Here is a 26,862-nt window from a genome sequence, read left to right on the forward strand (position 1 = left end):
CATTCTCTTTAGCGGCTGAAGGTGCCTACCGGCAAGGAACAATATGGCCGACTAGCGCGGCCGGAACGGATGCGCCTTCTGGTGCCAGGCCCAGGCGGTGCGGATCACCGTCGGCAGGTCGGAGTGACGCGGCACAAAGTTCAGCACCTTTCGCGCCGCGGAGGGGTCGGCGACCAGATAAGTGGGATCGCCGGCACGACGCGGCTTGACGGTGTGAGGCACCTCGCGCCCGGTCTCCTGCCTGATGGCATTGAGGATCTCGCGCACGGAAAAACCCGAGCCGGTGCCGAGATTGAAGCTGCCGCCGGCATGTCCGTCTTCGAGAAGCTTCAGGGCCGCCACATGTGCTGCGGCGAGGTCCGTGACGTGGATGTAATCGCGGATCGCGGTTCCATCGGGCGTGTCGTAGTCGTCGCCGAACACCGCGAAGTCGACATGGCCCTGTAGCGCCATCATGGCGCGAGGAATGAGGTGGGTTTCGTTGTCGCGCAGCTCGCCGATGCCGCCTGAGGGATCGGCGCCGCTGGCGTTGAAATAACGCAGGCAGAACGCGCCGAAGCCGTAGGCCGTGCGATAGTCGGCGAGCATGCGCTCGATCATCAACTTCGACGCGCCGTAGGGATTGATCGGGGTGCAGGGAAAGTCTTCCGGCAGTTCCTTGGAGTCGGCATTTCCGTAGACGGCGCCGGTCGAGGAGAACACGATGCGATGGCAGCCGGCGTTGCGCATCGCCTGCAACAGCGACAGCGTTCCCTGCACATTGTTGACGTAATATTTCTGCGGATCGGTCATGGATTCGCCGACCAGGCTCGCCGCCGCGAAATGCATCACCGCCGTGATCTTGTGGTCGGCGAAGGCGCGGGCCAGCGCCGTGCCGTCGAGCAGATCGCCCGTCACCAGGGGGCCGGTCACGAAGCTGCGATGGCCTGTCGAGAGATTGTCATAAACGACGGGCTGATAGCCGGCAGCAGTCAATGCGCGGCTGGCATGCGAGCCAATATAGCCCGCGCCCCCTGTGACGAGGACGGTCGGTCGGTCGGTCATGTCGTCTTCTGCTCTTCTCTTAGCGGAGGGGCCGTTTGCGGCTGAAGAGAAGATAGAGCGCGCGGGGGTTGGTGGTCAAATAGCGCCAGAACAGGCGGCGTGGCTCGAGCCAGGTGCGCCAGACCCATTCGAGCCCGATTCGTTGCATCCATTCCGGCGCGCGCGCGCGGCTGCCCGACAGGAAATTGAACAGGCCGCCGGATGTCTTGATGACGCCAACATTGGTGAGATGCGGCGTGAAATCTTCCACGAATGCCTGCTCGTTGGGCACGCCGAGCGCGACCCACAGGTAATCAGGCGCAAGCGCGTTGATCTCCTCGACCTTGGCGCGCAGCGCCTCGCCGCGCAGATAGCCGTGGCTGCGCCCGACGATCTTGAGCTTCGGATACATCTTCTGGACGTTCTCGACCGCAGCGAGGTTCTCGGCCTCGCTGGCGCCGAACATGTAGAAGGTGCGGCCGACCGCCTCCGCCTTGCGCGCGACGATGTGGAACAGGTCCGTGGTCGCGACGCGCTCGGGCAGCGGAAACCAGGATTGGAGCTTCGAGGCCGCGACCAGCGGCTGACCGTCGGCGTTGATGAGGTCGGCGGCGCGGAACAGGCGTTCGGTCTGCGGCTCGGTCGAGCAGCGCGCCAGGACCTCGCCATTGGCCGAGGTCAGGAACAACGGACGGCCGATGCGATGATCCGGATTGGTCGCCTCGATCATGAAATCGGCGGTGGCTTCCAGGTCGAGCGCGGCCATGCGAAGCCCGCCGACGGTGGTCCGCGGCACGTCGGCAGTCGCTGCCCGTCCGTCGAGGTTGACGCGGCGCTCAAGCATATTGTCTGCCTCGCTGGCGCGTTTCGATTGCGGGGGTGAGCTCGTCGAGCACGACGCCGACGAGCTTGCGCTCGGCGCTGCCGAGCGCGGTCAGTATCTCTTCCAGGCTGTCGTTGATGTCGTGGCTGGTCGGCAGCACCGCCACCAGCGCGTCGGTGTCTTCGAGCAGCTTGCGGCCGGCGGCCGAGAGGGGCATCGCGGGGCCGTCGAGGACCACGAGGTCATAGCCGCCCGCGGCGCGCGCCTGTGCAATCGCCTTGCGGATCGCGTCGGCAGCCTTGCCGGCATCACCGTCGCCGGCCGGCAGCACCGAAATGCCGTTGATCGTCTTGATCTCACGCGCGGCCTTGCTGCCGATGGAGAGCCAGCCGAGCTTGCTCGGCTCGCTCTTGCCGGGACGGCTGACCTTGTTCGACAGCGCGTGGGCCTGATGATCGGCGTCGATCATCAGCACGCGGACGCCGTCGCGCGCAGCCGCGAGTGCGAAATTCAAGGCGCTCACGTTGCGTCCGGTGGTCTCGCCGCCGCCGACGAGCGCGATGACCGGCATTGCCTTGCCGCCGGCACGCCGGGCCATGGCACTGCGCATGTCGCGCCAGGCGTTGAGCAGCCTCGTCATGGGAAAGCCCGGCCGCAATGTCGGCCAGCCCAGCCTTGTGAGATCGACGCCGCCGCCGGTGGCGAGAATGGCGCCGAGCGTGTGAATGACGTCGGCTTCCTGGAGACGCGCGATCAGCGGCTTTTCGATCAGAGGCCTTTCGACCATCGCGGGTTGCAGCGGCGGCGCGGCAAGTTCGGGCGGGATCTGCGCGACTTCCGGGCTTCGCGACACCTGCTCGAGCCGCGAGGCTTCCTGCGCGCGCGAAACTTCGCGAGCGCGCGGTTTCTCCGGCATCGGCTTGCGCGCGGGGCGGGCTGGTGCGGGTGCCGGTGCGGCTGCGCCGGCGAACAGGAGTTCGGCCGCGACGAACCAGCCCGACGCTGCGAGCGCGCCGAAGATGAAGCCGATCATGGCGAACATGCTCATCGCCGGCGGGAACGAGCGCCGTTGCGGTACCGTCGCCTCGCCGATGACCCGAGCCGCCGAGGTATTCAGGCTCTCCTGCTCTTCTGTCTCGCGGGAGCGCTTGAGGAAGGATTGATAGACGTCGCGGCTGGCGTCGGCTTCGCGCTCGAGTTCGCGCAGGCGCACGGCGGCCTGGCTGAGCTGGACGCTCTGCCGCTTCTGCGCTTCCAGGGCCCGGTTGAGGGAAGCTTCGTAGTCGCGGGCCCGCGTCAGGTCGTTCTTGGCGGACTGGGCGAAGCGGTCGATCTCTTCGTTGATGGTGCGCTTGAGGTCCTCGACCTGCTTTTCGGTCTGGCGCAGCGCCGGATGACGCGGCCCGAGCTCGCCGGCCTGCTCCGCATATTTCTTGCGGGCGTCGGCATATTGCGCGCGCAGATTCGCAATCGTCGGCGATTGCAGCGCTTCCGAATTCGCGCCGGCATCGGCCGCGGTGCGGCGGCTCGCCTCGATCTGGTCGAGCCGCGCCTGCGCGTCCATCGTCGCCGCGCGCGCCGCGGAAAGCCGCTGGTTGCTGGCGGAGAGCTGCTGGTCGCTGATCAGCGCGTCCTGGGTGCCGACGAAATTGTTCTGGGCCTTGTAGGTAGCGAGCGCGGTCTCGGCGCCGCGCAGCCGCTCGCGCAGCTCCTTGAGGCGGCCGGAGAGATCGCTGGTGGCGCGCCGTGCGGCCGAGGCCTGCGAGTTGCGGGATTCGGCGAGATAGGCGCTGGTCAGGGTGTTGGCGAGCATCGCCGCCTTCGCCGGATCGATCGACCAGACCTCGATGTCGACGATGAAGCTCTTCTCGGTCTTGCGGATCGTGATGTGCCTGTTCAGCGCCTCGAGCGCCGCAAGCTGCACCTCGTTGTTGGCCGCAGCGGAGGGCGCCCGGGGCTGCAGGCCGATCAAGCCGAGCAGCGACGACATCAGGCTCCTGGCATCGCTGCCGCCGAATTCCGGATCCTTCTCGAGACCGGCCTGCTGGATCACCTTGAGCAGCACGCTGTTGGCGGTGATCAGGCGCGCCTGGCTCTCCACCACCATGGACATGCCGGAGACGTCCTGGGCGCGCGGCGTGAGCTCCCGGTCGACGAGCTGAAGCTCGCGCGGATCGACATAAAGCTGGGCGGTGGCGGTGTAGCGGGGCGTCAGGCTCTTGCCCACGGTGACGGCAAGCGTTGCGCCGAGCAGAGCGGCCGCGGCAATCGCAATCTTGCGCCGCCAGAGCAGGTTGGCGAGCTCCAGCACGTTGAAGCCGGCTTGAGGACTCTGTTGCTGGGGCTCCGGTCCGGTCCGATCTATCGGCTGGTTGTAGTCAAGCATGATCCCCAGCTTTCATTCCAATTGCCGCAGGCTGAGGGGTTACTCTTCGCTCTACGCCATGCACCCGGGATATAGGTGCCCAATCAACGCAACAGGGAAAATTAACCATACTCACTGAGGGACTATTCACCGAAATGGCAAACAAAGCGTTTAAGCCCATGCCATTTCGCGCTGCGTCCCCATGCCCCTCGGGGCGCGTGAGATTCCTGGAGATTAACGGTTCGTTACCGCGCACGGCGTGGCCGCGAGGCTCCGCTTGCTCCGTGATGGGCTGCGCACGCGCCATGATGATCAGCGTTTCCGCAGGATGACGTGGTAGTCGCCGCGGCGGACGTCGATGCCGCGCGGAAGCACCGCGTTCAGCAACGCGGCGCCGGTGTCCACGAGAGAGGCGAACAGCGGCTTGCGCCGACGCATCTCGGGATAGCGCGGGCTCTCGACCTCGCGGCGGTAGATCATCTCGAGGCCGTTGGCGGCCGCGAATGCTTCGAGCCGGGACAGTGTGACCAGCGGGTGAAAAAAGGTCGGGAATGGCGGCTCGCCGGGCAGGCCGGCGTCCTTGATGCCGCGGATGTGCCGGTAGAACCAGACGTGAAACCAGTGCGGCGAATATTTGGTGACGACGCCGGACAGCGAGCGCGGATTGGGCGCGCCGATCAGCACCATGCCGCCGCGCTTGAGCGCATCGCGGAAATTCAGGAGCGCGGCGTCGACGTTCGGCAGATGCTCGATCACGTTATAGCAGATCACCAGATCGAAGGTCTCGGGCTCGAAGCGGTAGGTCTGCACGTCGCCGAGGATCGCCTCGTCCGCGTAACTGTTGTTGCGGACCTGGTCCTCGTCGATATCGACGACGGTGACCTTGCTGCGGTCAAGCATTTCCGGTGGCAGGACGCTGCATGAGCCGCCGCCGGCTTCGTAGATGGCGAGCTGGCCTTTCGGCAGCTCGCGGCGCAGCACGTCGTGAACGGCGAGCAGGCTGTCACGGGCTTCGCCGGCGACGAGGTCGTGGAGCGCCTGGACGGGTGCAACGGCCGTGGTATGGATCGCGGTGGCAGTCGCGAAATCGATCGTGGCTGGCTTGTTCATGTTTCTTGTCCGCGCTTGTTCTAATCAAATTTACAGGAAAAAACTCGCCTGCCCGAAGAGCAAATCTGATGCCGCGTCGTCTCACCGGTCGCAGTGCTTACGGCCGGGTTAATGCGCATGCGCATTAACTACGGCATTGTCCATGTTGGGTCGTCGTTCGCACATGGACCGCGAATTGCAGTATCACGCACGCATGATTTCGCGGGAGAAGCCGGTTAAAGCGCATGATGTCGGTTCAAGACGGCCGGGAGATCGGCGCGGGGCGCAGGCACGCGCTTCCGCTCATCCGTTCATTTCGGGACGCATCTGTCCCGCGGCGATGTGCCGTCGTGGGACGTGTGATGAAGCAGGGCTTTCTCAACATATCTCGGACATCTAGAGCGTCATGACATTGATCCCGACAGACCTGTCCGCCATGCGTATCTCGGATGCCGTGCGCGATCCCGACCGGGAGATCGTGGCGAGCTCCCGCGTCATCGACCTGTCGGTCGGCATCGTCGTCTGCATTCCCTGCTTCCGCCGGCCGCAGCATTTGCGGCTGACGCTGGAATCCCTGGTGAACCAGCGTACCCCGCGTTCCTTTGCCGTCGTCATGGTCGAGAACGACGCCGCACTGCGCGAAAGCGCGCCGGTCGCGGCGGAATTTCTGGTCGAAGGCAGGCTGCAGGGCATCTGTCTCGTCGAGAAGCGGCAAGGTAATTGCCAGGCGATCAACGCTGCGTTCGAGACCGCGCAGGCGCTGTTTCCCGCCGCGACCCGCTTCCTGATGATCGACGACGACGAGATCGCATCACCCGACTGGCTCGAGCTGATGGTCCGTACCGCGGAAGCAACCGGCGCCGAAATCGTCGGAGGGCCGGTGCTGCCGGTCTTCGACGACGACAGCAAGCCCTGGCTTTCGCGTCATCCCGCCTTCTGTCCGGCCTACGACTATTCCGGCGCGGTGCCGCTGATCTATGGCTGCGGCAATTGCCTGATCACGCGCGCGGCCTTCGAGCGGTTCGAGCGTCCCGCCTTCGACCTGCGTTTCAATTTCCTCGGCGGCGGCGATTGCGACTTCTTCGTGCGGTGCCGCGATGCCGGCATGATCTTCCACTGGACGGCCGAGGCGGTGATCACCGAGACCGTGCCAACGAGCCGCACCACCCTCGGCTGGATCGCAAAGCGTGGCCTGCGTATCGGCGCGATCAACTATCGTGTGCAATACAAGGCCGCGCAGAGCCCGGCCGCGCGGGCGCGAGTGTTCGCGCAGATGCTCGGACGGTTGCCGCTGTCGCTGGTTCGCGCCGCAGGCCTGTTGACGTCGTCGAAGGCCGTCGTCGCAATGCATCCGGTCATGGTTGCATTTGGTGCCGCCCTGGCGGCGCTGGGTGTCGAGCCGAAGCCCTACGAGGCCTCGAAGATCGTGTCCTGACGCCGAAGCTGCCGGTCAGATGCCGAAACGGGCGAGGGCGACCCTCACCGTGGCACGCGGCAGCGATTTGAGCGATCGCCGGCCGATCATCGCGAGGTAGGCGAAGGCGTCGCGATATCTGCTGAAGCGGACCGCCTGCATCGCCGAATAGGTGACGAGATGAATCTCGGCGGCGAGGCGCAGCCCGGCCGTCATGCGCTCGGGCAGTCTCGCCAGGATCAGCCCATCATCGAACACCCGTGCGATTGCCGGGAAGAAATCCTTCGGCGTTCGCAGCGCCGCGTTCATGGTGTTGGCCGTGTGCAGGCGATAGTCGAGCAGCAGCTTCGGAGCGAACTCGAACTCGCCGATCGCGGCAAGCCGGCACCAGCAGTGCCAATCCTCGCAGTATCTGAGCGAGGTGTCGAAACCGCCGATGGCGCGGAAGGCCTCGGCACGCGCGAGCGCGATACCGCCGTTGACGATGAAGTTGCCGGCCGCGAGCCGGGCCAGCACGTCGCCCGACGGCTTGCGGCGCCCCTTCAGCAGGCCCCGCCGGCCGATCTGCCGTCCCTCGCTGTCGATCGTGTTGTAGTCGCCGTAGACGAGAACCGCGCGGGGCGCGCCGCGTGCGGCCGCCAGCAGTGCAGCCACCGCGCCGGGACGCAGGCGGTCGTCAGCATCGAGGAAGAGCAGCCACTCGCCGCTGGCAGATCGCGCGCCGAGATTGCGCGCCGCTGATACGCCGGCGGAATCATTCGTCATCAGGCGCAGTCGCGGGTCGCGAACGGCGCGGACGATCGCGGCGGTGTCGTCGGTCGAGCCGTCGTCCACCACGATCACTTCTCCCACCCCGCTTTGCGCCAGTGCGCTGGCGAGGGTTTCGCCGACATAGGCCGCAACGTTCTTGGCGGGAATGACGATGGATACCGACGTGCTCGAGCTCGACGGCAGCGGCTGGCGGGCCGGCGTAACGACGCGCGTGTTGGCCGGCAAATCGAGAACGTCTTCGGCAGTGATCTGAGCCACGGCTCGCCTTTAAGAGTCTGTTAACCAGGGCGCATCTGTTGAATGGACGATGCGATCGATCGCAACGTTGGTTGCTTGCGAATGATACCTGCATTGCGGCGAGATCGTTGCCGCGAAGGCACGCGTGAGCGTGGTTTCGCCAATTAGCGTTAAGCCGCTGGCATTAAGCCTGTGGCAAATTTGGAAGAGTGCGACAGCCGGTCCCATGCGAGAATGCGCATCCGGCTGCCGCGGATGGAATCCAGTGCCCGCAAAGACATTCAAACCCGACCCCGACGCGATGATCCTCAACCTGTTCTATGAGGACAAGGACGACCGCTGGTTCCCCGGCGACCGGCATCTGCGGCGCGTGGCGCGTCGCTTGCTGCTCGGCGAGCCGCGCATGAGCGGACAGCTTCGCGTGTTCCTCAATCTCTGCGCGGGGCTCGATCGGCTCGGCATCCGCTACCGCGTCAACGATTACGGCTACATCGCGCAGCACCCGGACGAGCTCGCCTGCATCGTCGGCCGCACCTTCCTGCTCGACAAGTTCGCATGGAAGAACCCGATCCTGCTCGGTGTGGCCGCCCACAATCATCCGCTCGACGACCCCGATTTGTTCAAGCGTCTGCCGGTCAAGAAGGTCGTGGTGCCCGGCCCCTGGTACGTCGACATGTACCGGCCGTATTGGCCCCAGACGGAGGCATGGCCGGTCGGCATCGACACCGATCTCTGGACACCGTCTGAGCCATCGCAGAAGAAGGTCGACGTGCTGATCTACGACAAGGTCCACTGGGAGCGCGAGCGCTATGCGGCGGAGCTGATCGAGCCCGTCCGCGCCCGTCTGCGAAAAGAGGGGCGCTCGTTCACGGAGCTGCGCTACGGCAGCTACAAGGAGGAAGACTATCAGGCGGCGCTGGCGCGCTCGCGCGCGATGATCTTCCTGTGCCAGAACGAAAGCCAGGGCATCGCCTATCAGCAGGCCTTGTCTTGCGGCGTTCCGGTGTTCGCCTGGGATCCGGGCGGTCCTTGGCGTGATCCCGATTACTATCCGCACCGCGTGCAGTTCGCGCCGGTCTCGTCGGTGCCCTATTGGGACGACCGCTGCGGAGCCAAGTTCCTGGACATCGCGGGATTCGAGGCGGGCTGGGACAAGTTCTGGGCCGGGTGTGCTGCCGGCGGATTCGATCCGCGCGGCTTTGTCCTGGACAGCCTCACGCTGGAGCAACGCGCGCTGCAATATTACGAGATTGCGCGGAGCATCGTGCGGCAACCGGCGGAGCAGGCCCCCGGCACGCCTGTTGAGGGACGCTCAGCAGGGTTGAGCCAGGACCTGGAGCTTCACCGGCGTCATCAGATGTTTTGAGCCATGGACCGGAGCATCGACCGCAGCGCCGCTGACATGATGGACCTCGAGGCCCGATCGTTCGGCCATGTCCTGCGCGATGGCCTGGCGCGGCTCAATGCCGGGCAGGCTGCGCGCTGTCTCGTCGCCGTCGCGTCGCTGCTACTGGTGCTGGTGACGCTCGATCCCTTCCCCGACTTGCGCAACCCTGACATCAGCAATGTCGTCGGCGGACGAATGGCGCTGACCTATGTGTCCTGGGGGCTCCTGGCTGCGATTGCGGTGCTGTTCGTCGCCGCGACGGATGGACCGGCGCTGAAGAGCCTGGTGACGCCGCTTCACCTCTGTCTCGTGGGCTGGCTGATCATCAGCATCGTTCTCTCCGAAAGCCGAGGCGTTTCGATCCAGCGGTTCGTGCTCCTCGCAAGCGTGACGTCGCTCGCCGTCGTGCTGCCATTGCTGCCGCCGACGCAGCGCAGCTTCAACATGTGCCTGGGCGCCGCCGCGCTGGTGCTGCTCGCGCTCTGCTATCTCGGCGTCTTCCTGGCGCCGCAATATTCGATCCACACCGCGCTCGATATCGCCGAGCCGCAGCTCGCCGGCGACTGGCGCGGCAGTTTTGGCCACAAGAACGTCGCCTCACCCGTGATGACGATCCTGGTCTATGTCGGCATCTATCTGTCGGCCGTCGGATCGTTCGTGATGGGCCCCGTGATCGCAGCGCTCGCCGGCATCTTCCTGATCTTCACCGGCGGCAAGACGTCGTCGGTGCTGTGCCTTGCGATCTACGCACTCGCATCGCTGGTCTATGTCACGCCCGGCCTGTGGCTGAAGCGGATCATGTGCTTCGTGCCGCTGATCGCGATGAACCTGCTGACGGTCGGCAGCGTGTTGAGCCCCGCGCTCGGTGCCATGACGCGGCTGCTTCCGCTGGATCCCACCTTTACGGGCCGTTCCGCGATCTGGGAGTTCGCGCTCGCGGCCGTCGCCGAAAAGCCGATGATCGGTCACGGCTATGCGGCCTTCTGGGACGACGTGACGGCACGGCAAACCACCCAGGGCGCCGAATGGGCGACATCGGCGGCCCACAGCCACAACAGCTATCTCGACCTCGTGGTCACCATCGGCCTGCCGGGACTGCTGCTCGTGATTCTCATCTTCGTGCTCGCACCGCTCCGCAATTTTCACGCAGCACAGGCTCACAACCGCAGTGGCGCGCTGGCAAAGCTGTTCCTGACCGTGTGGCTGTTCGGCCTTTATTATGGAGCGACCGAGACCTTTCTGCTCGAACGGCAGAATCCGATCTGGTTCCTGTTCGCTCTGGCGGTGGCCGGCCTGCACTTCCTGGCGAGGTTCCAGTGCGTCACGCGGACGGAACCGAAGCAATGACGGCTTGTCGCGTTCAGGGCTGTCCGCCGTGGCAATCGCTTAACGATAAGCAACATTCCCCGTGGTCTGCGACAAAACACAATCTATCTGCCAACATTCAGTAATCGTATGCCCCGCGGATGACGGTCCTCAGCGTCGAGCAACCAGATGGTCGGGTGTCCAGCACGTCGGGCATCGTGGTCGATTTCGTACGTGACTGGGGCCAGGCCGCTTCGCGCCTGAACGCCGGGCATCGCACTGCTTTCCAGCATGGCTGCTGGCTGGGAGCCTGGTACCAGGCGTTCGATGACGTCGCGCCGTTGATCGCCGTGATCTCCAATGCCGCCACCGGCAAGGACGTCGCGATCGTGCCGATGATCAGCCACGTCAGGCGCGGCATCCGCATCGTCGAATTCGCCGATCTCGGCGTCTCCGACAACAACGCGCCGATCCTGGCGCACGATGCGGTGGCGACGGATGCGATCGGCAAGGCGCTGGTCGAGGCGTTGCGTGCCTTGCCTGATGGCCTCGATCTCCTCCGCCTGAGGAAGATGCCGGCAAAGGTCGGCGGCAAGGCGAACCCGCTGGTGTCGCTCGGCCGGACGGGATCCTCCTCGCTCAACTGCAATCTCGTGCTGACGGGCGACGACTATCGGGTCTACCAGGCGTCGATCAAGCGCATGCAGATGCCGCGCTGCTGGCGCGTTTTCACCCGCCATGCGGGGGCGCGGTTCGAGATCGCAACGGATGTCGCGCGCGCACAAGAGCTGCTGGATGTGATGGACGAACAGCAGCAGGCACGCATGCGAAAGCTCGGCTCGCCGTTCGTCCTCAACGATAAGACCCATGCGCGGTTCTATCGCGAGGTTGCCCGCCAAGGCCTTGCGGAAGGCTACGCCGTCGTCTCGGCCTTGGTCTGCGACGAGGGCATCGTCGCCACCACGCTCGGTGTCATGCACGGCGCGACCTATTACCTGTTGCGCATCAGCCATGGCGGCGATTCATGGTCGAGCTGCTCGCCGGGGCTGCTGGTCGCCGAGCGCACGATAGCGGGGCTGCATGCACGGGGCGTGCGCCGCTTCGACCTCAGCATCGGCAATCTGGACTACAAGCGCCGCTTCGGCGCCGAGCGGGTGCCGCTGACCGATGTCAGCGTCGCGCTGTCCTGGCGGGGCTTGCCCTTTGCATGGCGCGATCATGCCGCGCAGGGCCTGCGCCGCCACCCCAGGCTCGCCGCCCTCGCGGCGCGGGCCATGGGCAAGGGGAAGCGTTGATCCGAGCGAGACTTGCGTGTGTCATCTTGGAAGCCCCGCACGAAAGGCCTCCAGCAGCGCGCGACCCTGCGGCCAGTCGCCGAGCCCGCTCGACGCATTGATGTGGCCGAGTGGGCCGAGCGCGACCAAACCGGACTGCCAGATGCGTGCTTGTCGCTGCGTGAACTCGATCGCGCCATAGGGATCGTTCGTGCTCGCGATGATCAGCGAAGGAAAGCGCAAGACGCGCTCCGGGACGGGCTTGAACGTGGCGGCTTCCAAAGGAAAATTGGCGCCGTCGGGATCGGGGACGGCGACCAGACATGCGCCGGCAATTGCGGTCGGGAAGCGAGCGGCCCAATGCGCCACCAGCAGGCATGCGAGGCTATGGGCAACCAGGACAGGCGGCTTCGGGCTGCGCACGATCGCTCGCTGCAGCGATTGCTCCCAGTCGTCGAGCTCCGGACGGTCCCAGTTCGCCGGTCGAAATCGCGTGAAGCGCGGCTCGGAGCATTCCCACAGCGTCTGCCAATGGGTGTCGCCTGAGCCGCCGAGGCCGGGCAATGTGATGATGTCGTGCATGATCGTCCCGTGATATCTGAGTTGAGGCGGCAGTGTGACCGATCCCGGTCCTGCATCACATGGCAAGTCATCGGCGCAATCGGCCGTTTACCGATGATCTCAAGGTGAAATGGAGAATTCGGTTGGATCGCTTCGGGAGCATCGATGCCAAGGACCTGAAGATCCTGGAGGCGCTGCAGGTCAACGCGCGCGTGCCGCTGTCCGAGCTTGGCCGTTCCGTAGGGTTGTCCCAGCCCGCGGTGTCCGAGCGCGTCAGACGGCTCGAGGACGCCGGGATCATCGAGGGCTACGGCGCTCGCATCAATCCGCGCGCGCTCGGGCTTGGTCTGATGGCGCTGGTGCGTCTGCGGACCACGCATGAGCACATCAAGACATGCCTCAAGAGGTTCGCGGAGATTCCCCACATCATCGAAGTCCATCGTGTGACCGGTGATGACTGTTTCGTGCTCAAGGTGCTCGTTCCCGCTCCTGAGGATCTCGAGACGATCGTGGATCGCATTGCCGGATTCGGTGCCGTCACGACATCGCTGGTGCTGCGGAGCGAGCCGGTGCGGCCGATCGGCCGCGAGCTTGTCAGGAAGAAGAGCGTCTGAATGTCGGGCGGCGGCAATGCCGCCGCTGCACCAAACGGTGCGGCATTCCCGAACGGGAATGCCGCGATCCCCGTCAACCGTGCAGTTTTTTTGCCGTCTCCGCGATCTGGCGGCCCTGGTACCGCGCGCCGGCGAGCTCGTTGGCGCTGGGCTGGCGGCTGCCGTCGCCGCCGGTGATCGTGGTGGCGCCATAGGGCGCGCCGCCTGTGACCTCGTCGAGCTTCATCTGACCGGCGAAGCCGTAGTTCAAGCCGACGACGACCATGCCGAAATGCAGCAGGTTGGTGATGATCGAGAACAGCGTCGTCTCCTGGCCGCCATGCTGGGTCGCGGTCGAGGTGAAGGCGCCGCCGACCTTGCCGTGCAGTGCACCCTTGGCCCAGAGGCCGCCGGCCTGGTCGAGGAAATTCGCCATCTGCGAGGCCATGCGGCCGAAACGGGTGCCGGTGCCGACGATGATCGCGTCGTAATTGGCGAGGTCCTCGACCTTGGCGATGGGAGCGGCCTGATCAACCTTGTAATAGGAGGCTTTGGCGACCTCGGCCGGCACCAGCTCCGGCACGCGCTTGATGTCGACGGTGGCGCCGGCCTCGCGTGCGCCTTCGGCGACGGCGTTGGCCATCGCCTCGATATGGCCATAGGCGGAATAATAGAGGACGAGAACTTTGGTCATGGTGGTCTCCGTTTCAGATTTGATGGATTGATCTTGTTGAGGTCGTCAGGCCGCGTCGACGAGCACGATCTCCGAATCTTCCAGCGCGGTGATCGTCAGCCTGGCCTCGTCGCGGATCGCGGCGCCGTCGCGGGCGTTGACGCGGACGCCGTTGATCTCGACGGCACCCGCCGCCGGCACGAGGTAGAGGTGCCGTGACGTCTGCGGCGCGTACTCCGCGCTCTCGCCCGCCTTCAGCGTGGTGGCGAGCACCCGCGCATCGGCGCGGATCGGCAGCGCGTCGGCATCACCTTCGATCCCGCTCGCGATGGTGACGAGCTTGCCGGAGCGGTCCGCCTTCGGGAACGGCTTGGATCCCCAGGTGGGCTGTCCCCCGCGCGCCGTGGGCTCGATCCAGATCTGGAAGATCCGCGTCTGCGTCGGCTCGAAATTGTACTCGGAGTGCCGGATGCCGCTGCCGGCGCTCATCACCTGCACGTCGCCCGCTTCGGTGCGGCCCTCGTTGCCGAGACTGTCCTGGTGGGTGATGGCACCCTCGCGCACATAGGTGATGATCTCCATGTTGGCGTGGGGATGGGCGGGAAAGCCGGTGTTCGGCGCGATCTCGTCGTCGTTCCACACCCGCAGGGCGCCATGACCCATGTTGTTGGGGTCATAATGGCCGGCGAAGGAGAAATGGTGCTTGGCCTTGAGCCAGCCGTGGTCCGCGCCGCCGAGCTTTGCGAAAGGTCTGAGTTCGATCATGGACGTGTTCCTGATTGGAGGAGAGAGCTTGGCGTCACGCGCCAAATCCGCCGTCGACATTGAGCACGGTGCCGGTGACGAAGGAGGCTTCCGGGCTTGCGAGAAAAACGACGCCGGCGGCGACTTCCTCGGGACGGCCGAAGCGTTGCAGTGCGTGCTGCTTGCGCTGGGTCTCGGCGAACTCGCCGCCATCCTTCGGATTCATGTCGGTGTCGATCGAGCCGGGCTGCACCACGTTCACGGTGATGCCGCGCGGGCCGAGATCCCGTGCCGCACCCTTGGTGTAGCCGACCACGGCTGCCTTGGTGGCGACGTAGTCGGCAAGGCCGGGGAACGAAGCGCGGTCGGCCAGCATCGAGCCGACAGTGACGATGCGGCCGCCTTCACCCATCAATTGCGAAGCGGCGCGGATCGCCGCGATCACACCATGCACATTGACCTGGTCCTGACGGGCGAGCGCTTCCGTGTCGGCATTGGCATCGTCGATCGCACCTCCGGCGGCGACGCCGGCATTGTTGACGAGGATATCGAGCTTGCCGAATTCCCTGGCGACGTCGTTGACCAGTTGCGTGACGTCCTTCGCGGAAGCCTGGTCGGCCTTGAAAGCGCGGGCCCTGACGCCCTTGGCCTTGAGGTCGGCGACGACGGCCTCCGCCTTGTCCGGCGAGGCGACATAGCTGATGGCGACATCAGCACCTTCATCTGCGAGCGCGCGGGCCGAAGCGGCGCCGATGCCGCGCGAAGCGCCGGTGACGAGGGCAACCTTGCCCGAGAGCTTCTTGGTCATTGGATTTCTCCATTCCTGAATGTCTGATGACCCCTTGGATAAGCCTCCGCCTGTGGTATAGAAATAGAAACTATCGAAACACATTGTTTCCTAAACTTCAGATCGGACCGGCTGCCATGGCAAAACTCCCCGATTTCGAGGCGCTCGCGATTTTCGCGAAAGTCGTGGAGTTACGGTCATTTGCAGGGGCCGCGAGCGAGCTCGCGATGTCCAAGGCGACGGTCTCGAAGGCCGTGACCCGGCTCGAGGAGCGGCTCGGGGCCCGCCTGTTCAACCGCACCTCGCGCCGCCTCGCGCTGACGGATGCCGGCCACAAGCTCGCCGACCGCGCCACGCGCCTTCTGGCCGACGGCGAGGCCGCCGAGAACGAGGCGCTGGCGCAATCGGTGGCGCCGCGCGGCCTGGTGCGGCTCGCCGTGCCCATGACGTTCGGCATCAAGGCGGTGGCGCCGCTGCTGCCGGAGTTCTTCGAGGCCTATCCGGAAGTCTCGGTCGATCTGCATTTGAGCGATGCGACCGTCGATCTGATCGGCGAAGGTTTCGACATGGCGGTGCGGATCGCGCGCCTGCCGGATTCCTCACTGATCGCGCGGCAGCTCTTCACCATGCCGCGCTACACCGTGGCTGCGCCGTCCTACCTGAAGCAACACGGACGGCCGACGCATCCGATGCATCTGGCCGAGCACAAATGCTTCAGCTACGCCTATCTGTCCACGCCCAACGTCTGGCACTACACCAATTCGGCCGGCGAGCAGGCCAGCGTGCGCCCGGGCGGCCAGCTTCGCGTCAACAATGGCGAGGCGTTGATGCCGGCGCTGCTCGCAGGCCTCGGCATCGCCGAGTTGCCCGAGTTCATCGTTGGTGAAGCGATTTCGTCCGGCGAGGTCGAAGTGATCCTGAAGGACTGGAAACAGGCCGAAGGCGCCGTGCATCTGGTGACCCCGCCCGGCGGCCCGCGCCCCGCGCGCGTCGAAGCGCTCGGTGATTTTCTCGCGGCCAAGCTGCCGGGCACATGCAAGCGGCGGACGCGCGGGAAAGCCAAGATGTCGTAGGAGCGCGCGCGGCTTCAACGATCTCCGTCATTGCTTCGTCGCAAGGGCTCCTCGCAATGACGGTGTTTGACTACGACACCTTCACGCCGTCGATCGCGACGATGCGCAGGCTCGGCTTCAGCGTTTCCTCCAGCTGCGACTTCAATTCGTGAACGCGCGGGTCGCTCGAACGCTTGGCGCAAACTGCATATTGATGGACGGATTGCGCCAGGGCGCGCCGCGCTTCCGGCGTCTGCGTCAATTCGGGCTTTGAAAGCCGCAACACGATCGCCGCGAGATTCACCAGCATCTCGTCCAGCGCAACGTCGATGGTCGCCAGATTCCGCATCATCCACTCTCCCTGAGAGGGCAACAGCGGGTCCGGACATGCGTTCCGGAAGGAGCCCGACATGGCTAACATTTCGTAAACGTCTTGTTCTTGCCGCCTGGCGCGTTAGGCTGGCAGCGAAAACAAGAAAAATCAGGGAGGGCACCATCATGGATCGACGCGGTCTCTTGCGCGCGGCTGCGGCATTGCCGTTGTTGGGGGTTGCAGCACCGGGCCTGGTCTTCGCGCAAGCCTACCCCTCGCGCAACATCACCCTGATCGTGCCGTTCCCGGCCGGAGGCCAGGCCGACCTTGCCGCGCGCCCCGTCGCCATGGCGCTGGAGCGTATCCTCGGCAAGCCCGTGATCGTCGACAACAGGGCCGGGGGCGGCGGCGGCTCGGTCGGCAATGCCGCGGCGGCACGCGCCGAGCCGGACGGCTACACGCTGCTGATGACGCTGTCCTCGCTCGCGGTGCTCCCCGAGGCCGACCGGCTGTTCGACCGCCCCGTCGCCTACGAGGTCTCGCAGTTCATGCCGATCGCGCGCGTGCTCGCCGATCCCACGCTATTGGCGGTGCCCGCCTCCGCGCCGTGGAAGACGGCGCAGGATTTCGTCGAGGATGCGAAGAAGCGCCCGGGTCAGATCCCCTACGGCTCGTCAGGGCCCTATGGCACGCTCCATGTGGCGATGGAGATGTTCGCAAGCAATGCCGGCATCAAGCTGCTGCACGTGCCGTTCCGCGGCGCAGGTCCGGCACTCACCGCGATCCTCGGCGGCACCGTGCAGGCGATCGCCGCGGCACCCGGCACGCTGAAGCCGCAGGTCGACGACGGCAAATTGCGCGTGCTCGGCAATTGCGGCGCGCAGCGCATCGCGAGCTTCCCCGACGTGCCGACCTTCCAGGAGCTCGGCTACAAGGACGTCGAGTTTTACATCTGGGCCGGGCTGTTCGCACAGAGCTCTCTTCCCGCGCCGGTCGCGACACGCCTGCGCGAGGCGATGGCGCAGGTGATGACGAGTCCCGACGTGCTCAAGGCGTTCGAGACCTCGGGCAGCCTCGTCGCCTATCAGGACGCGCCGGCCTTCGCCGAGTTCGTCGCGCTGGACAGCACGCGGCTGATCGCGGCCGTGAAGAAGATCGGCAAGGTGGAGTAGGTTCCAGGCTCGATTTCACATTTTTTTGTTGGTCCAGAACCGGCTCCCGCCTCATTGATTGAAGAGAATTCGCTGGAATCGAGAAGGACTGGACATGCGAACAGAGCGGATTGCGCTGGGTGTGGCGCTCGCTGTCGGCGGCATCGTCGCGCAGGGCGCAGCATTCGCCGAAGAATATCGTGGAACCATGGAACAGCAGATGGCCTGCACACCGGATGTGTGGCGCCTGTGCAGCGACCAGATTCCGGACGTGAGCCGCATCACGGCCTGCTTGCAGCAGAACACGCCGCAGCTCTCGAGCGGCTGCCGCGCGGTGTTCCAGTCCAACAATCAGATGCCGCCGCAGCAGATGCCGCCACAGCAGATGCCGCGCAATCGCGCCGCGCCGCCGCCGCGCTATAACAATGCGCCGCCACCTTCCCAGGTGCAACCGCGTCCCTATGACGATAACGACGACTAGACTCTATTGAATGCATGATCCGGAGGCACGCGCAGCGCCAGGACGCTGTCGTGCCGCCTTGTTCAGCGCTCGCTTCTGCTGTCCGATTCAGGCCTGCTTCCAAGCACCATCCGCATGGCCATACCGAAGAGAATGGCTGCCACTGGCCAGTGGAACCAGATCTTGTTGCTGGTGAACAGATTGATCGCAATCAGGAAGGCCGACACGGTGAGGGCTGCTGCAACCGGGCGAGGCAGCTTTGCGAACCAGTTCAAGACGACATTCGTCGGCGAAGATGGCACCCGCCTGTCGTCGATCCGCTGAGCACGCGCTCTCTCTGAGGACGTTGCGCTCTCCTCGATGGCGAAGCTCCCTGGTCCGGTGGCCTGGCTACCCAGGGTCAGCCGGTAACTGGTCAGGGGGGCGATGTTCTTCATCGGGCGCTGACCGAGGCAGTCGAAGCCCACGGACAGCTTGTTGTGCACCTGATCGTAGACGGAGCTCGAGATCACGACGCCGCCGGGCTCGGCAAGCTCTTGCAGCCGCGATGCGATATTGACCCCGTCGCCGTAGATGTCGGAGCCGTCCACCATGACATCGCCGAGGTTGATGCCGATGCGAAACTGCATGGGGGGCGTTCGGGGCGCGTCCGACGAGATTTCCTGCTGAATCTCGACTGCGCATTGCACGGCCTCGACGACGCTGGCGAACTCGGCGATCACGGCATCGCCCCAGGTATTCACGATGCGGCCGTCATGACGCTCGACCAGTCGCGCAATGGCCGCGCGGTAGCGGCGGAGCGTCTCCAGCGTCCCGGTCTCGTCTGCTTCCATGAGACGAGAATAGCCGTACACGTCAGCGCACAGCACGGTGGTCAGTCGTCGTTTCACCTTGTCGTCGGTCATCGCCGCCATGCTAGCCTGCCTCGCGGGCAAATGCATCAGGCATCGTATCCGGTGCCGCTTTACGGCCTGACCTCGCAGACATCGACCCATTCGGCCGCGGTGAGCTCGGCCATCCGCTCCGGCGTGATGCGCACCGCGCTGTGGGTCGAGCCCGCGGCCGGCACCACGACGTCGAAGGCCTTCAGCGAGACGTCGCAATAGACCGGCAGCGGCGCCTTCAGCCCGAACGGGCAGACGCCGCCGACCTCGTGGCCGGTGATCTCGGCGACCTCTTCCAGCCCCAGCATCTTCGGCTTGCCGCCGAATTGCGCCTTGACCTTCTTGTTGTCCATCCGCGAGGTGCCGGCGGCCACGATCAGGATCACGCGCTCGCCGACGCGCAAGGACAGCGTCTTGGCGATCATTCCGGGCTCGACGCCAAAGGCTTCGGCGGCAAGCTGCACTGTGGCCGAACTGATCGGGGATTCGATGACGGAGATGTCGGGGGCTTTCTCGGCGAAGAAGGCGCGAACGGATTCCAGGCTCATTCCGGGCAGCTCATGTCAGACTTGCGGGCGGCGATGCCTAAGCAATCATTGGCAGCTCGGACAGCGCCCTGACGCGGTGGTCCGGCGCAACGCCAAGCTCGTCCATCTGGGTGCGGATCGCCCTGAACATCGTTAGCGGTGCCACGAGTTCGTTCTCGACGCAAGCCAGCGCCATGGCTCCCGGCGTCACCCGCTCGATCCAGGCGACATTCAGCCCAAACGACTTTGCGCCCGCCACGTCCCAGGGATTGGAGGACACGAACAGAACCTCGTTCGGCGCGGTCCCGAGCTCCTCGCCGATCAGCGAATAAGCTTCCGGGCTCGGCTTGAAGATCTTCCTGGCATCGACGCTGATGGTGGCATCGAGCAGGGCATCGAGGCCGGAGTTGCGCACCAGCGCATCGAGCATGGCCGGACTGCCGTTGGACAGGATCGCGAGTTGTCGCGGCTTCAGGGCCGCAAGCGCCGTTGTCGCGTCCGGATAGAGATCGAGATTCAGATATTTCTCGATCACACCCTCGAACGCCTCGCTCTCATAGGCAAGCCCGAGCACGCGCAGCGTATAGGCGAGCGAGTCGCGGGTGACCGCGGCGAAATCCTGGTAGCGCTGCATTAGCGAGCGCAACCAGGTGTATTCGAGCTGCTTGATCCGCCAGACCTGCGTGATGATCTCCCCATAGCCCGGAAACGCATCCTCGGTGACCTCTGCGACGGACTGGATGTCGTAGAGCGTCCCGTAGGCGTCGAACACGACGGCTTTGGTGGGCATTGGCTATCCTTCCAGGCAGCTGTGGTCACAACGAACTCCTCTTGAGGGAGTTCGTAAATCATCAGCTATACCATTAATTGCCCGTTCGCACTGGCGGTCTCATCGCAAAGTGCTAGGCTTTGGACATCGACCGGCGTTTACTCCGCGGTGCTCAATGCGACGACGCGAGTTCATGGGGCTGATCGGCGGCGCGGCAGCAACGTGGCCGCTCGGCGCGCGTGCGCAGCAACCGGCAAGATGGGTCTACAGGATAGGATATCTCGCGAGCGCGTCGCGGGAGCAAACACTTCGCAATGTTAAAGCCTTCGAAGCCGGCCTGCGGAGTCTTGGCTATCGCGTCGGCGAGAATGTCGTCATCGAGTACCGCTTTGCCGACGGAGACGTGGGGCGGCTGGCGGCGCTTGCCGCAGAGGTGGTGGGGCTCGGCGTGGACGTTATCGTGTCCGGAACCAATGCGACCACGGTTGCAGCCATGAAGGCGACCCGGACGATCCCGATCGTGATGGCCAACAGTGCCGAGCCGGTCAGTGCAGGACTCGTCGCCAGTCTGGCGCGTCCGGGTGGCAATATCACTGGGTTTAGCTCCGAGCCCGGCGATGAGATCAACGGCAAGCGGCTCGAATTTCTGAAGGACACTCTGCCGAACCTCTCGCGTGTGGGCATTCTATGGAATCCGGACTTTCCGCCCAATCAGGACCGGCTGGCGTCGCTGCGGGAAGCTGCCAAGGCGCTGGGGTTGACGCTTGTTCCGGCCGAGGCGCGCGGCTCGGACATACTTGAACAAGCGTTCGCGACGATGGTGAGTGAACGCGCGCAGGTGCTCATCGTGCTGAGCGATGGAGTGCTGTTCAACCATCGCGGCCTGATTGGCGTCATGGCCATCAGACATCGGCTGCCTGCAATCTCTGCGGTGAGAGAATACGCCGAAGCGGGCTTCCTCTTGAGCTACGGAACTGACTTGCCAGATCAGTTTCGTCGGTCTGCGACCCTCATCGACAAGATTCTCAAGGGTACGAAACCTGGCGATCTGCCGGTCGAACGGCCGACCAAGTACGAACTCGTAATAAACCTCCAGACTGCCAAAGCACTCGGCGTCAACATGCCGCCGGCCCTGCTGACGCGGGCCGATGTGGTGATCGAGTAGGCGCTCTGACGTCGCTTATTGGCCCAATCCGAACTCAGGGCAGTGGCAGGCGCAGTTCGGCTACTCGGGCAGTCCTGCTTTACGCATGGCGCTGATAAATTTCTCAAAGTGCTCCGGCCGCTTGAGGAATATCTGTTCATGAAGGTTCGATAGCCGCAACGTAGGTTGCATCGCTCGTAGCCGCGTCATCACCTCTTGTCTTGCTCGCTCACGACCGGCCAGGGCGTGGCTCATCGCCAGGACGCGCAGTGCAGCTGGCCAATCGGGTCGCATCTGCAGCGCACGATCAGACCAGGCGGAAGATTGATCGAGATCTCCAAGAAAGAAATATCCGTAAGCAATGGCGCAGTGTGCGAGATGCATCAGGGGGTCTAGTGGGCTGAGGCGCATGGCATTGCGGACGTGCTGGATCGCCACCTCGGGCTCTCCGGCATAGACGTGGATCCAACCGCTTCGCTGCCACGCAACCGAAAGGTTCGGGTTCAATTGCAGGGCATGATCGATCAGGGCGATACCTGCCTTGATGTCACCGACGACGTGAGCAAGCGCGTGTGCGCACCAGGCGAGCGCGACGGCATCCGTACGGCCCAGGTCTGCGCCCAGTCTCGCCAGGCGTTCGGTCTCGGCCATCTCCGTCTTGCGATCGACGACCCACCCGTTCGACTTCCGCATGAGATAGCACCCGGCGGCAAGCGCATGCGGCCTCGCGAAGGTCGGGTCGAGTTCAGTCGCGCGACGGAAGTGCTTGAGCGCCGCCTCGTGACCGGACCGGGTCCAATCGTGCCAGTCCGCCATGCCGCGCAGGAAGCAATCATAGGCGGTCAGGTTTTCCGTGGGCTTTCGCTTCGCCCGTTCGATTTCTGCCTGTTCCAGCCGGGGCGCGATCGCGCCCACGACGCTATGCGCCATCTGATCCTGCATCGCGAAAATGTCCTCGACCGAGCTCTCGAAACGATCGGCCCAGATATGCTTTCCGCTTTCGGCGTCGATCAGCTGCCCGGTGATGCGAACGCGCTTCGCGGCTTTGCGTACACTTCCTTCCAGCGCATACCGCACGCCCAGGTCGCGTCCCACGGTCCGGACATCGACGGCTTTGCCCTTGTAGGTGAAGCTCGAGTTGCGCGCGATGACGAACAATTCAGAAAATCGGGACAACTCGGTGATGATGTCGTCGACGACACCGTCAGTGAAATAGTCCTGCTGCGGATCACCGCTCAGGTTCGCAAAGGGCAGAACGACGATCGATGGCTGTTCCAGCGAGGCCGTGCCGGCGACTGGCGTTGGCGCAGTCGGAGTGACCGCCGGCTGCTTTTCCTCTCTTACCTCGCCTACAAAACGGACTCCTGCGCGGCGCAGAGTCTTGATCAGTCGCTGTGCCTCGCCAGTGTCGCCGATTGCCTTGCGAGCGCCGTTCAGCCGCGTCGTCAATGCGCTTTCCGATACAATGCGGCCGCCCCAGACCGCGCCGATGAGCTCGTCCTTGCTTACGACGCGGTGGCGATGGTGAATCAGAAGGACAAGGATATCAAAGACCTGAGGCGCCAGCGGTACCAGCTCGTCGCCTTTCCGAAGCTCCCGGCGGTCCGTGTCGAGCACGTACGTTTCGAACCGGTACAGCAAGTTTCACTCCGATATTCGCGGGAGCGGCCTGCCCCTCGAAATGAAGCTTAAGGTAAGGATAAAGTAAGCCAGCCGCAAAGCGGCAAACCAAGGCGCATGACACTGTCACAGCCATCAGTTGCAGCACAAGGACAGGAGTCATGACGGTCACCCGCCGCAGATTGCTTCAACTTGCCGCAGGACTTGCCACCCTCCCGGCGGTGGCCCTGACCGCGCGAGCGGAGACCTACCCGGCGCGGCCAATCCGCGTGATCGTCCCGCAAGCTGCGGGAGGCGCCGCCGACATCAGCGCCCGACTGATCGGTCAATGGTTGGGCGAACGCCTGGGGCAGCCCTGCACCATCGAGAACCGGCCGGGCGCGGGCGGCAACATCGGGACAGAGGCCGTCGTGGCGTCGGATCCTGATGGCTATACTCTCCTGCTGGCCGGATCGTTCAACGCCATCAACGCAACGCTGTATGAGAAGCTCAGCTTCAACTTCATCCGGGATGTCGCGCCGGTCGCCGGAATCATGCGAATTCCGCTCATCATGGTCGTGAATCCTTCGCTTCCAGTCAGATCCGTGGCGGAACTGATCGCGTATGCCAAGGCCAACCCGGGCAAGCTGAATTTCGGGTCTGCGGGCAATGGCAGTCCCCAGCACATGGCCGGCGCGCTGTTCAAGATCATGGCGGACATCGACATCGTGCATGTGCGCTATCGAGGATCGGCGGCCATGTTGACCGACCTTCTGCGTGGCGAAATTCAGTTGGCGTTCGACCCGATTCTCTCGTCACTCGAGCATATCAAGTCCGGGAAGCTGCGCGCGCTGGCAGTAACAACAGCGACAAGGTCTCCCGCTCTGCCGGATATCCCGCCCGTGGGGGAGGTGGTGCTCGGCTACGAGTCGGTCGGCTGGGTCGGGATTGGAGTGCCCCAACGCACGCCGGTCCAAATAGTCGAGAAGCTCAACGTCCAGATAAATGCGGCTCTCGCAGATCCAGGCATCAAGGCCCGGCTGGCGGACCTCGGCGGAGCGCCGCTGCCGGGCTCACCGGCCGATTTCGGCGCGCTCATCGCCGAGCAGACCGAGCGCTGGGGCAATGTGATCCGCACGGCGCAGATCAAACCCGAATGACACCCAAGGCATTGGAGATGTCCATTTGGCGCAGCAAGGACTGGCCAACTCGCTCCCCCCGCGGAGTCTAGGTGTCTGTCATGCTCGAGTTGGTGGAAACGATCGTGATCGGCGGCGGCCAGGCCGGACTGGCATTGAGTTATTACCTGGCGAAATCCGGAAGAGAGCACGTCATCCTGGAGCGCGGCCGTGTCGCCGAGCGATGGCGCAGCGAGCGTTGGGATTCCCTTCATTTCCAATTTCCCAACTGGATGATCCGGCTTCCGGGGAGGGCCTATGATGGAGACGACCCCGATGGCTTTTCTGAACGAGATGACATCGTTCGGTTTATCTCGGACTACGCTGCCCGCAATGTAGCGCCCCTGCGTTGCGGGGTGAATGTTACCGGGTTGAATCGAGACGAGAGTGGTCGTCTAGTTGTGAGCGCAGGCTCGATGTCCATGGCGGCGGCTAACGTCGTCGTAGCAACCGGCCCCTATCAATTGCCGACACTGCCGCCCTGCGCTGCACATCTGCCGGCGAGCGTCCGCCAAATCACGGCGAGCCGCTATACCCGTCCGTCCGATCTTCCGCCCGGCAATGTCCTGGTCGTGGGGTCCGGCGCGTCCGGCTTTCAAATCGTAGAGGACCTGCTTCTCCAGGGACGGGGCGTATACTACTCCCTGCGCGGACACCGGCGTGTTCCAAGACGCTATCGTGGGCGTGACACCGGCAGATGGAACGAAGAGATGGGCCTCAACAACCGGACTGTTGACGTGCTTCAACCGGGTTTCAGGCCGCCTCTGGTTACTGGTTACAAGGGAGGCGCAACGGTTGATTTGCGTGACTTAGCGGAGCGCGGGGTGACGCTTCTCGGCAGTCTTCAGCATGTTGAGAAAACGTGCGTCTTTTTCGCAACGGATCTGAATGCAAACCTCGACGCAGGTGACGAGACGTTCCGACAAGCGGTTAGTGCCATCGACGCGCATATCGAGGCTAATGGTATCGATGCCCCACCCGCTGGCGAGTTCTCAGATCTGATGGCCAAGCAGCCAAAGAGTCTTCCAGAAATCGCGATGCTCGATCTGAATTCCGTTGCGATAACCACTGTCATATGGGCGGTCGGCTACAGCTATGATTTCGGATGGATCAACTGCGATGTGCTGGACGCGCGTGGAGCACCCATCCAGCGTCGGGGAGTTACCGCAGTTCCCGGCGTTTATTTTCTCGGTTTGCCTCGAATGCACAAGGTCCAGTCGGCATTTCTCTGGGGTGTCGGTGAGGACGCCGAATTTTTATCTCAACACATCGACGGGTCGACGGGTGTCTCCTGATCAGCCTTGGCGGACTTGGCTGATCGGTACCCGTGAGGCTGCTGCTGATCCCAAGCCGGCATTGGCTAACGCATGAGGGTCATTTAGCATCTGCCCCCAGCTTCATTTGCTTTGGGTGCCCTCTCAATGATCGGACGAAGCTTCAAACAGCTACTTCGCGTCGCCAGTGCGGTGGCGTTTCCCCTCCTTCTGGAGGTGCTTACGCTGAATTCGCAGCGCGCCTTCGCCCAAGCAGAGCCGGCAACACAAGCCGCCGGTCCCCGCTTTCGTGCGGATGGACCGACGGCAGACGAATTTGGCCAGCAGGACGGATATCCGGCTTGCAAGGGAATCGACTATGTCGATCAGAAGCGCTGCCGGGTAGGCGCGCTGAGCCGCTACGACACGCTGTTTCCCGCACGCACCATCAGTGCTCCGAAACAGTCGATCCCGCTGGCTCGCGCAGCGCACGAACCCGTCATTCACTATGCCTTCGCCGGACTCAAGCTGACGCTCGATGACTACCTCGATCGGCAACCGGTCACCGGCCTGTTGATTGCGAAAGACAATACGATTCTGGTCGAGCGTTACCAGTACGGACGCACCGATCGGGATCGCCTGGCGTCGTTCTCGATGGCGAAGACCGTGCTTTCGCTGCTCATCGGGATCGCGGTCAAGGAGGGCGCCATCCGGTCCGTCGACGATCTCGCGGAAAGCTATGTCCTTGACCTGAAGGACACCGAATACGGCCGGACGCCGATCAAGGCTCTGCTACTGATGTCTTCAGGTGTCGCGTTCTCGGAGGATTACGGCAGCAGATCCAGCGATATCAACAAGCTGGCCCGTATGACGGTTGAGCCGGGCTCTCCCGGCAGCCTCTTCGCGGTGAAGCAGTTCAATACGCGTCTCTCCCCGCCCGGCGTGCGTTTTTCTTATTCGTCCGCTGAATCGCTGGTGCTGGGCCTTGTGCTCGCGGCCGCCACCAAGCGCACCGTGTCCGACTATGCCGCCGAAAAACTCTGGCAGCCAATGGGGGCGGAAGCCGATGCGACGTGGATCGTCGATGCGACCGGGCAGGAAATCACGTTTGCCTATGTCAACGCGGTGCTGCGCGATTGGGCGCGCCTCGGCCTGATGCTGGCCAATCACGGCAACTGGAATGGCAAGCAGATCGTGCCTGCAGACTGGCTCACGGCATCGGCTGCTGATGCGCTTCCCACGGACTCCCCCCTGGCGAAGTACGGTTATCAAGTCTGGTTTTCCGCAGACACCAGGCGCTTCTCGCTCCAGGGTTTCCGCGGACAATTTGTCTTTGTCGATCCGGACCTGAAGCTTGTTCTCGTGCAGACCGCGCTCAGCGGTGACCGACCCGCGCCCGCTGAGCTGTTTGCTCTTTGGATCGCGCTGCGAGCGCAGGTTCGGTAGGGCGCGGGTGGCAAGTCGGCATTTCGGCTTGTGGCCCACC

General features: G+C 64.1%; 26 protein-coding genes. 12 read left to right on the plus strand and 14 right to left on the minus strand.

All coding sequences use genetic code 11. From position 1 onward, the window contains the following. Window positions 1–51: 51 nt before the first annotated feature. From galE to ACFDR6_RS16125, 4 genes are all read right to left on the minus strand, one after another. Window positions 52–1,044, minus strand: a complete 993-nt coding sequence (gene galE / locus ACFDR6_RS16110; protein WP_212080069.1) for a UDP-glucose 4-epimerase GalE — start codon at window positions 1,042–1,044, stop codon at window positions 52–54. Between the two features lie 19 nt (window positions 1,045–1,063). Continuing rightward, on the minus strand, window positions 1,064–1,867 hold the full coding sequence (locus ACFDR6_RS16115) for a WecB/TagA/CpsF family glycosyltransferase (RefSeq protein WP_212080071.1): 804 nt from the start codon (window positions 1,865–1,867) through the stop codon (window positions 1,064–1,066). After that, window positions 1,860–4,232, minus strand: a complete 2,373-nt coding sequence (locus tag ACFDR6_RS16120) for an exopolysaccharide transport family protein (protein ID WP_375858845.1) — start codon at window positions 4,230–4,232, stop codon at window positions 1,860–1,862. Before ACFDR6_RS16120 ends, ACFDR6_RS16115 begins: the two co-directional genes overlap by 8 nt. Before the next feature lie 291 nt (window positions 4,233–4,523). After that, the gene (locus tag ACFDR6_RS16125; RefSeq protein WP_375858846.1) at window positions 4,524–5,321 is read right to left on the minus strand and encodes a class I SAM-dependent methyltransferase; all 798 of its coding nucleotides are present in this window, start codon (window positions 5,319–5,321) and stop codon (window positions 4,524–4,526) included. A gap of 385 nt (window positions 5,322–5,706) precedes the next feature. Here ACFDR6_RS16125 and ACFDR6_RS16130 point away from each other — a divergent pair, with 385 nt between their 5' ends. Beyond that, entirely contained in the window at window positions 5,707–6,735 is a 1,029-nt protein-coding gene (locus tag ACFDR6_RS16130) for a glycosyltransferase family 2 protein (RefSeq protein ID WP_375858847.1), read from the plus strand. 15 nt (window positions 6,736–6,750) lie between these two features. On the opposite strand, the gene ACFDR6_RS16135 is transcribed toward ACFDR6_RS16130, so the two are convergent. After that, window positions 6,751–7,743, minus strand: coding sequence for a glycosyltransferase (locus tag ACFDR6_RS16135; RefSeq protein WP_375858848.1), 993 nt, complete (start codon window positions 7,741–7,743; stop codon window positions 6,751–6,753). 244 nt (window positions 7,744–7,987) lie between these two features. Between ACFDR6_RS16135 and ACFDR6_RS16140 the strand changes: the two genes are divergently transcribed. The 3 genes from ACFDR6_RS16140 to ACFDR6_RS16150 all read left to right on the plus strand — a co-directional run bounded on the left by ACFDR6_RS16140 (window position 7,988) and on the right by ACFDR6_RS16150 (window position 11,709). Next, on the plus strand, window positions 7,988–9,088 hold the full coding sequence (locus tag ACFDR6_RS16140) for a glycosyltransferase (RefSeq protein ID WP_212080081.1): 1,101 nt from the start codon (window positions 7,988–7,990) through the stop codon (window positions 9,086–9,088). A 15-nt stretch (window positions 9,089–9,103) separates the two neighbouring features. Then, window positions 9,104–10,456, plus strand: a complete 1,353-nt coding sequence (locus ACFDR6_RS16145) for an O-antigen ligase family protein (RefSeq protein WP_375859123.1) — start codon at window positions 9,104–9,106, stop codon at window positions 10,454–10,456. Window positions 10,457–10,575: 119 nt separating this feature from the next. Further along, window positions 10,576–11,709 carry a GNAT family N-acetyltransferase gene (locus ACFDR6_RS16150; RefSeq protein WP_375858849.1) on the plus strand — a complete coding sequence of 378 codons (1,134 nt, stop codon included), beginning with the start codon at window positions 10,576–10,578 and terminating at the stop codon, window positions 11,707–11,709. Between the two features lie 21 nt (window positions 11,710–11,730). Here the strand turns inward: ACFDR6_RS16150 and ACFDR6_RS16155 are convergent, their stop codons facing one another. Continuing rightward, window positions 11,731–12,270 (minus strand): RBBP9/YdeN family alpha/beta hydrolase, encoded by a 540-nt coding sequence (locus ACFDR6_RS16155; RefSeq protein ID WP_375858850.1) that lies wholly within the window; start codon window positions 12,268–12,270, stop codon window positions 11,731–11,733. Window positions 12,271–12,392: 122 nt separating this feature from the next. Between ACFDR6_RS16155 and ACFDR6_RS16160 the strand changes: the two genes are divergently transcribed. Continuing rightward, complete coding sequence (locus ACFDR6_RS16160) at window positions 12,393–12,863, plus strand: Lrp/AsnC family transcriptional regulator (protein ID WP_317242291.1); 471 nt, start codon at window positions 12,393–12,395, stop codon at window positions 12,861–12,863. A gap of 73 nt (window positions 12,864–12,936) precedes the next feature. On the opposite strand, the gene wrbA is transcribed toward ACFDR6_RS16160, so the two are convergent. The 3 genes from wrbA to ACFDR6_RS16175 are packed head-to-tail and all read right to left on the minus strand — an operon-like array spanning window position 12,937 to window position 15,067. Next, window positions 12,937–13,536 carry an NAD(P)H:quinone oxidoreductase gene (gene wrbA, locus ACFDR6_RS16165; RefSeq protein WP_212080085.1) on the minus strand — a complete coding sequence of 200 codons (600 nt, stop codon included), beginning with the start codon at window positions 13,534–13,536 and terminating at the stop codon, window positions 12,937–12,939. Between the two features lie 45 nt (window positions 13,537–13,581). Then, window positions 13,582–14,280, minus strand: coding sequence for a pirin family protein (locus tag ACFDR6_RS16170; protein WP_375858851.1), 699 nt, complete (start codon window positions 14,278–14,280; stop codon window positions 13,582–13,584). Between the two features lie 34 nt (window positions 14,281–14,314). Then, the gene (locus ACFDR6_RS16175) at window positions 14,315–15,067 is read right to left on the minus strand and encodes an SDR family NAD(P)-dependent oxidoreductase (protein WP_212080089.1); all 753 of its coding nucleotides are present in this window, start codon (window positions 15,065–15,067) and stop codon (window positions 14,315–14,317) included. A gap of 116 nt (window positions 15,068–15,183) precedes the next feature. Here ACFDR6_RS16175 and ACFDR6_RS16180 point away from each other — a divergent pair, with 116 nt between their 5' ends. Next, complete coding sequence (locus ACFDR6_RS16180) at window positions 15,184–16,119, plus strand: LysR family transcriptional regulator (protein WP_212080091.1); 936 nt, start codon at window positions 15,184–15,186, stop codon at window positions 16,117–16,119. 70 nt (window positions 16,120–16,189) lie between these two features. On the opposite strand, the gene ACFDR6_RS16185 is transcribed toward ACFDR6_RS16180, so the two are convergent. Beyond that, window positions 16,190–16,447: a hypothetical protein gene (locus tag ACFDR6_RS16185; protein WP_375859124.1), complete on the minus strand. Its 258-nt coding sequence runs from the start codon at window positions 16,445–16,447 to the stop codon at window positions 16,190–16,192. A 149-nt stretch (window positions 16,448–16,596) separates the two neighbouring features. Here ACFDR6_RS16185 and ACFDR6_RS16190 point away from each other — a divergent pair, with 149 nt between their 5' ends. Together ACFDR6_RS16190 and ACFDR6_RS16195 are read left to right on the plus strand one after the other, a co-directional pair. Then, window positions 16,597–17,583, plus strand: a complete 987-nt coding sequence (locus tag ACFDR6_RS16190) for a tripartite tricarboxylate transporter substrate binding protein (RefSeq protein ID WP_375858852.1) — start codon at window positions 16,597–16,599, stop codon at window positions 17,581–17,583. 94 nt (window positions 17,584–17,677) lie between these two features. After that, window positions 17,678–18,043 (plus strand): hypothetical protein, encoded by a 366-nt coding sequence (locus ACFDR6_RS16195; protein WP_375858853.1) that lies wholly within the window; start codon window positions 17,678–17,680, stop codon window positions 18,041–18,043. 62 nt (window positions 18,044–18,105) lie between these two features. Here the strand turns inward: ACFDR6_RS16195 and ACFDR6_RS16200 are convergent, their stop codons facing one another. Genes ACFDR6_RS16200 through ACFDR6_RS16210 form a run of 3 tightly spaced genes read right to left on the minus strand, consistent with a single transcriptional unit; the run spans window position 18,106 to window position 20,223 of the window. Then, a complete protein-coding gene (locus tag ACFDR6_RS16200; RefSeq protein WP_212080770.1) occupies window positions 18,106–18,927 on the minus strand; it encodes an adenylate/guanylate cyclase domain-containing protein in 822 nt (273 codons plus the stop codon). 59 nt (window positions 18,928–18,986) lie between these two features. Beyond that, a complete protein-coding gene (locus ACFDR6_RS16205; RefSeq protein ID WP_375858854.1) occupies window positions 18,987–19,454 on the minus strand; it encodes a YbaK/EbsC family protein in 468 nt (155 codons plus the stop codon). 37 nt (window positions 19,455–19,491) lie between these two features. Then, a complete protein-coding gene (locus tag ACFDR6_RS16210; protein WP_375858855.1) occupies window positions 19,492–20,223 on the minus strand; it encodes a haloacid dehalogenase type II in 732 nt (243 codons plus the stop codon). Between the two features lie 172 nt (window positions 20,224–20,395). Between ACFDR6_RS16210 and ACFDR6_RS16215 the strand changes: the two genes are divergently transcribed. Further along, window positions 20,396–21,367, plus strand: a complete 972-nt coding sequence (locus ACFDR6_RS16215) for an ABC transporter substrate-binding protein (RefSeq protein ID WP_375858856.1) — start codon at window positions 20,396–20,398, stop codon at window positions 21,365–21,367. Between the two features lie 60 nt (window positions 21,368–21,427). Here ACFDR6_RS16215 and ACFDR6_RS16220 read toward each other — a convergent pair whose 3' ends face one another. Further along, entirely contained in the window at window positions 21,428–22,987 is a 1,560-nt protein-coding gene (locus ACFDR6_RS16220) for a winged helix-turn-helix domain-containing protein (RefSeq protein WP_375858857.1), read from the minus strand. Between the two features lie 140 nt (window positions 22,988–23,127). On the opposite strand from ACFDR6_RS16220, the gene ACFDR6_RS16225 reads away from it, so the two are divergent. The 3 genes from ACFDR6_RS16225 (at window position 23,128) to ACFDR6_RS16235 (ending at window position 26,822) form a co-directional block, all read left to right on the plus strand. Continuing rightward, on the plus strand, window positions 23,128–24,105 hold the full coding sequence (locus ACFDR6_RS16225; RefSeq protein WP_375858858.1) for a Bug family tripartite tricarboxylate transporter substrate binding protein: 978 nt from the start codon (window positions 23,128–23,130) through the stop codon (window positions 24,103–24,105). 80 nt (window positions 24,106–24,185) lie between these two features. Next, window positions 24,186–25,418 carry an NAD(P)-binding domain-containing protein gene (locus tag ACFDR6_RS16230; RefSeq protein WP_375858859.1) on the plus strand — a complete coding sequence of 411 codons (1,233 nt, stop codon included), beginning with the start codon at window positions 24,186–24,188 and terminating at the stop codon, window positions 25,416–25,418. A gap of 126 nt (window positions 25,419–25,544) precedes the next feature. Next, window positions 25,545–26,822 (plus strand): serine hydrolase domain-containing protein, encoded by a 1,278-nt coding sequence (locus ACFDR6_RS16235; protein ID WP_317242299.1) that lies wholly within the window; start codon window positions 25,545–25,547, stop codon window positions 26,820–26,822. Window positions 26,823–26,862 lie beyond the last annotated feature (40 nt).

It is taken from the genome of Bradyrhizobium tunisiense (assembly GCF_042263385.1).
In the GTDB taxonomy this organism is placed as follows: domain Bacteria; phylum Pseudomonadota; class Alphaproteobacteria; order Rhizobiales; family Xanthobacteraceae; genus Bradyrhizobium; species Bradyrhizobium tunisiense.

What these genes read in the sequence shown, in the direction of transcription:
- galE (WP_212080069.1), bottom strand. Translation starts at nt 1,044, where the DNA reads ATGACCGACCGACCGACCGTCCTCGTCACAGGGGGCGCGGGCTATATT.
- ACFDR6_RS16115 (WP_212080071.1), bottom strand. Translation starts at nt 1,867, where the DNA reads ATGCTTGAGCGCCGCGTCAACCTCGACGGACGGGCAGCGACTGCCGAC.
- ACFDR6_RS16120 (WP_375858845.1), bottom strand. Translation starts at nt 4,232, where the DNA reads ATGCTTGACTACAACCAGCCGATAGATCGGACCGGACCGGAGCCCCAG.
- ACFDR6_RS16125 (WP_375858846.1), bottom strand. Translation starts at nt 5,321, where the DNA reads ATGAACAAGCCAGCCACGATCGATTTCGCGACTGCCACCGCGATCCAT.
- ACFDR6_RS16130 (WP_375858847.1), top strand. Translation starts at nt 5,707, where the DNA reads ATGACATTGATCCCGACAGACCTGTCCGCCATGCGTATCTCGGATGCC.
- ACFDR6_RS16150 (WP_375858849.1), top strand. Translation starts at nt 10,576, where the DNA reads ATGACGGTCCTCAGCGTCGAGCAACCAGATGGTCGGGTGTCCAGCACG.
- ACFDR6_RS16155 (WP_375858850.1), bottom strand. Translation starts at nt 12,270, where the DNA reads ATGCACGACATCATCACATTGCCCGGCCTCGGCGGCTCAGGCGACACC.
- wrbA (WP_212080085.1), bottom strand. Translation starts at nt 13,536, where the DNA reads ATGACCAAAGTTCTCGTCCTCTATTATTCCGCCTATGGCCATATCGAG.
- ACFDR6_RS16170 (WP_375858851.1), bottom strand. Translation starts at nt 14,280, where the DNA reads ATGATCGAACTCAGACCTTTCGCAAAGCTCGGCGGCGCGGACCACGGC.
- ACFDR6_RS16175 (WP_212080089.1), bottom strand. Translation starts at nt 15,067, where the DNA reads ATGACCAAGAAGCTCTCGGGCAAGGTTGCCCTCGTCACCGGCGCTTCG.
- ACFDR6_RS16180 (WP_212080091.1), top strand. Translation starts at nt 15,184, where the DNA reads ATGGCAAAACTCCCCGATTTCGAGGCGCTCGCGATTTTCGCGAAAGTC.
- ACFDR6_RS16185 (WP_375859124.1), bottom strand. Translation starts at nt 16,447, where the DNA reads ATGCGGAATCTGGCGACCATCGACGTTGCGCTGGACGAGATGCTGGTG.
- ACFDR6_RS16190 (WP_375858852.1), top strand. Translation starts at nt 16,597, where the DNA reads ATGGATCGACGCGGTCTCTTGCGCGCGGCTGCGGCATTGCCGTTGTTG.
- ACFDR6_RS16195 (WP_375858853.1), top strand. Translation starts at nt 17,678, where the DNA reads ATGCGAACAGAGCGGATTGCGCTGGGTGTGGCGCTCGCTGTCGGCGGC.
- ACFDR6_RS16200 (WP_212080770.1), bottom strand. Translation starts at nt 18,927, where the DNA reads ATGACCGACGACAAGGTGAAACGACGACTGACCACCGTGCTGTGCGCT.
- ACFDR6_RS16205 (WP_375858854.1), bottom strand. Translation starts at nt 19,454, where the DNA reads ATGAGCCTGGAATCCGTTCGCGCCTTCTTCGCCGAGAAAGCCCCCGAC.
- ACFDR6_RS16210 (WP_375858855.1), bottom strand. Translation starts at nt 20,223, where the DNA reads ATGCCCACCAAAGCCGTCGTGTTCGACGCCTACGGGACGCTCTACGAC.
- ACFDR6_RS16215 (WP_375858856.1), top strand. Translation starts at nt 20,396, where the DNA reads ATGGGGCTGATCGGCGGCGCGGCAGCAACGTGGCCGCTCGGCGCGCGT.
- ACFDR6_RS16225 (WP_375858858.1), top strand. Translation starts at nt 23,128, where the DNA reads ATGACGGTCACCCGCCGCAGATTGCTTCAACTTGCCGCAGGACTTGCC.
- ACFDR6_RS16230 (WP_375858859.1), top strand. Translation starts at nt 24,186, where the DNA reads ATGCTCGAGTTGGTGGAAACGATCGTGATCGGCGGCGGCCAGGCCGGA.
- ACFDR6_RS16235 (WP_317242299.1), top strand. Translation starts at nt 25,545, where the DNA reads ATGATCGGACGAAGCTTCAAACAGCTACTTCGCGTCGCCAGTGCGGTG.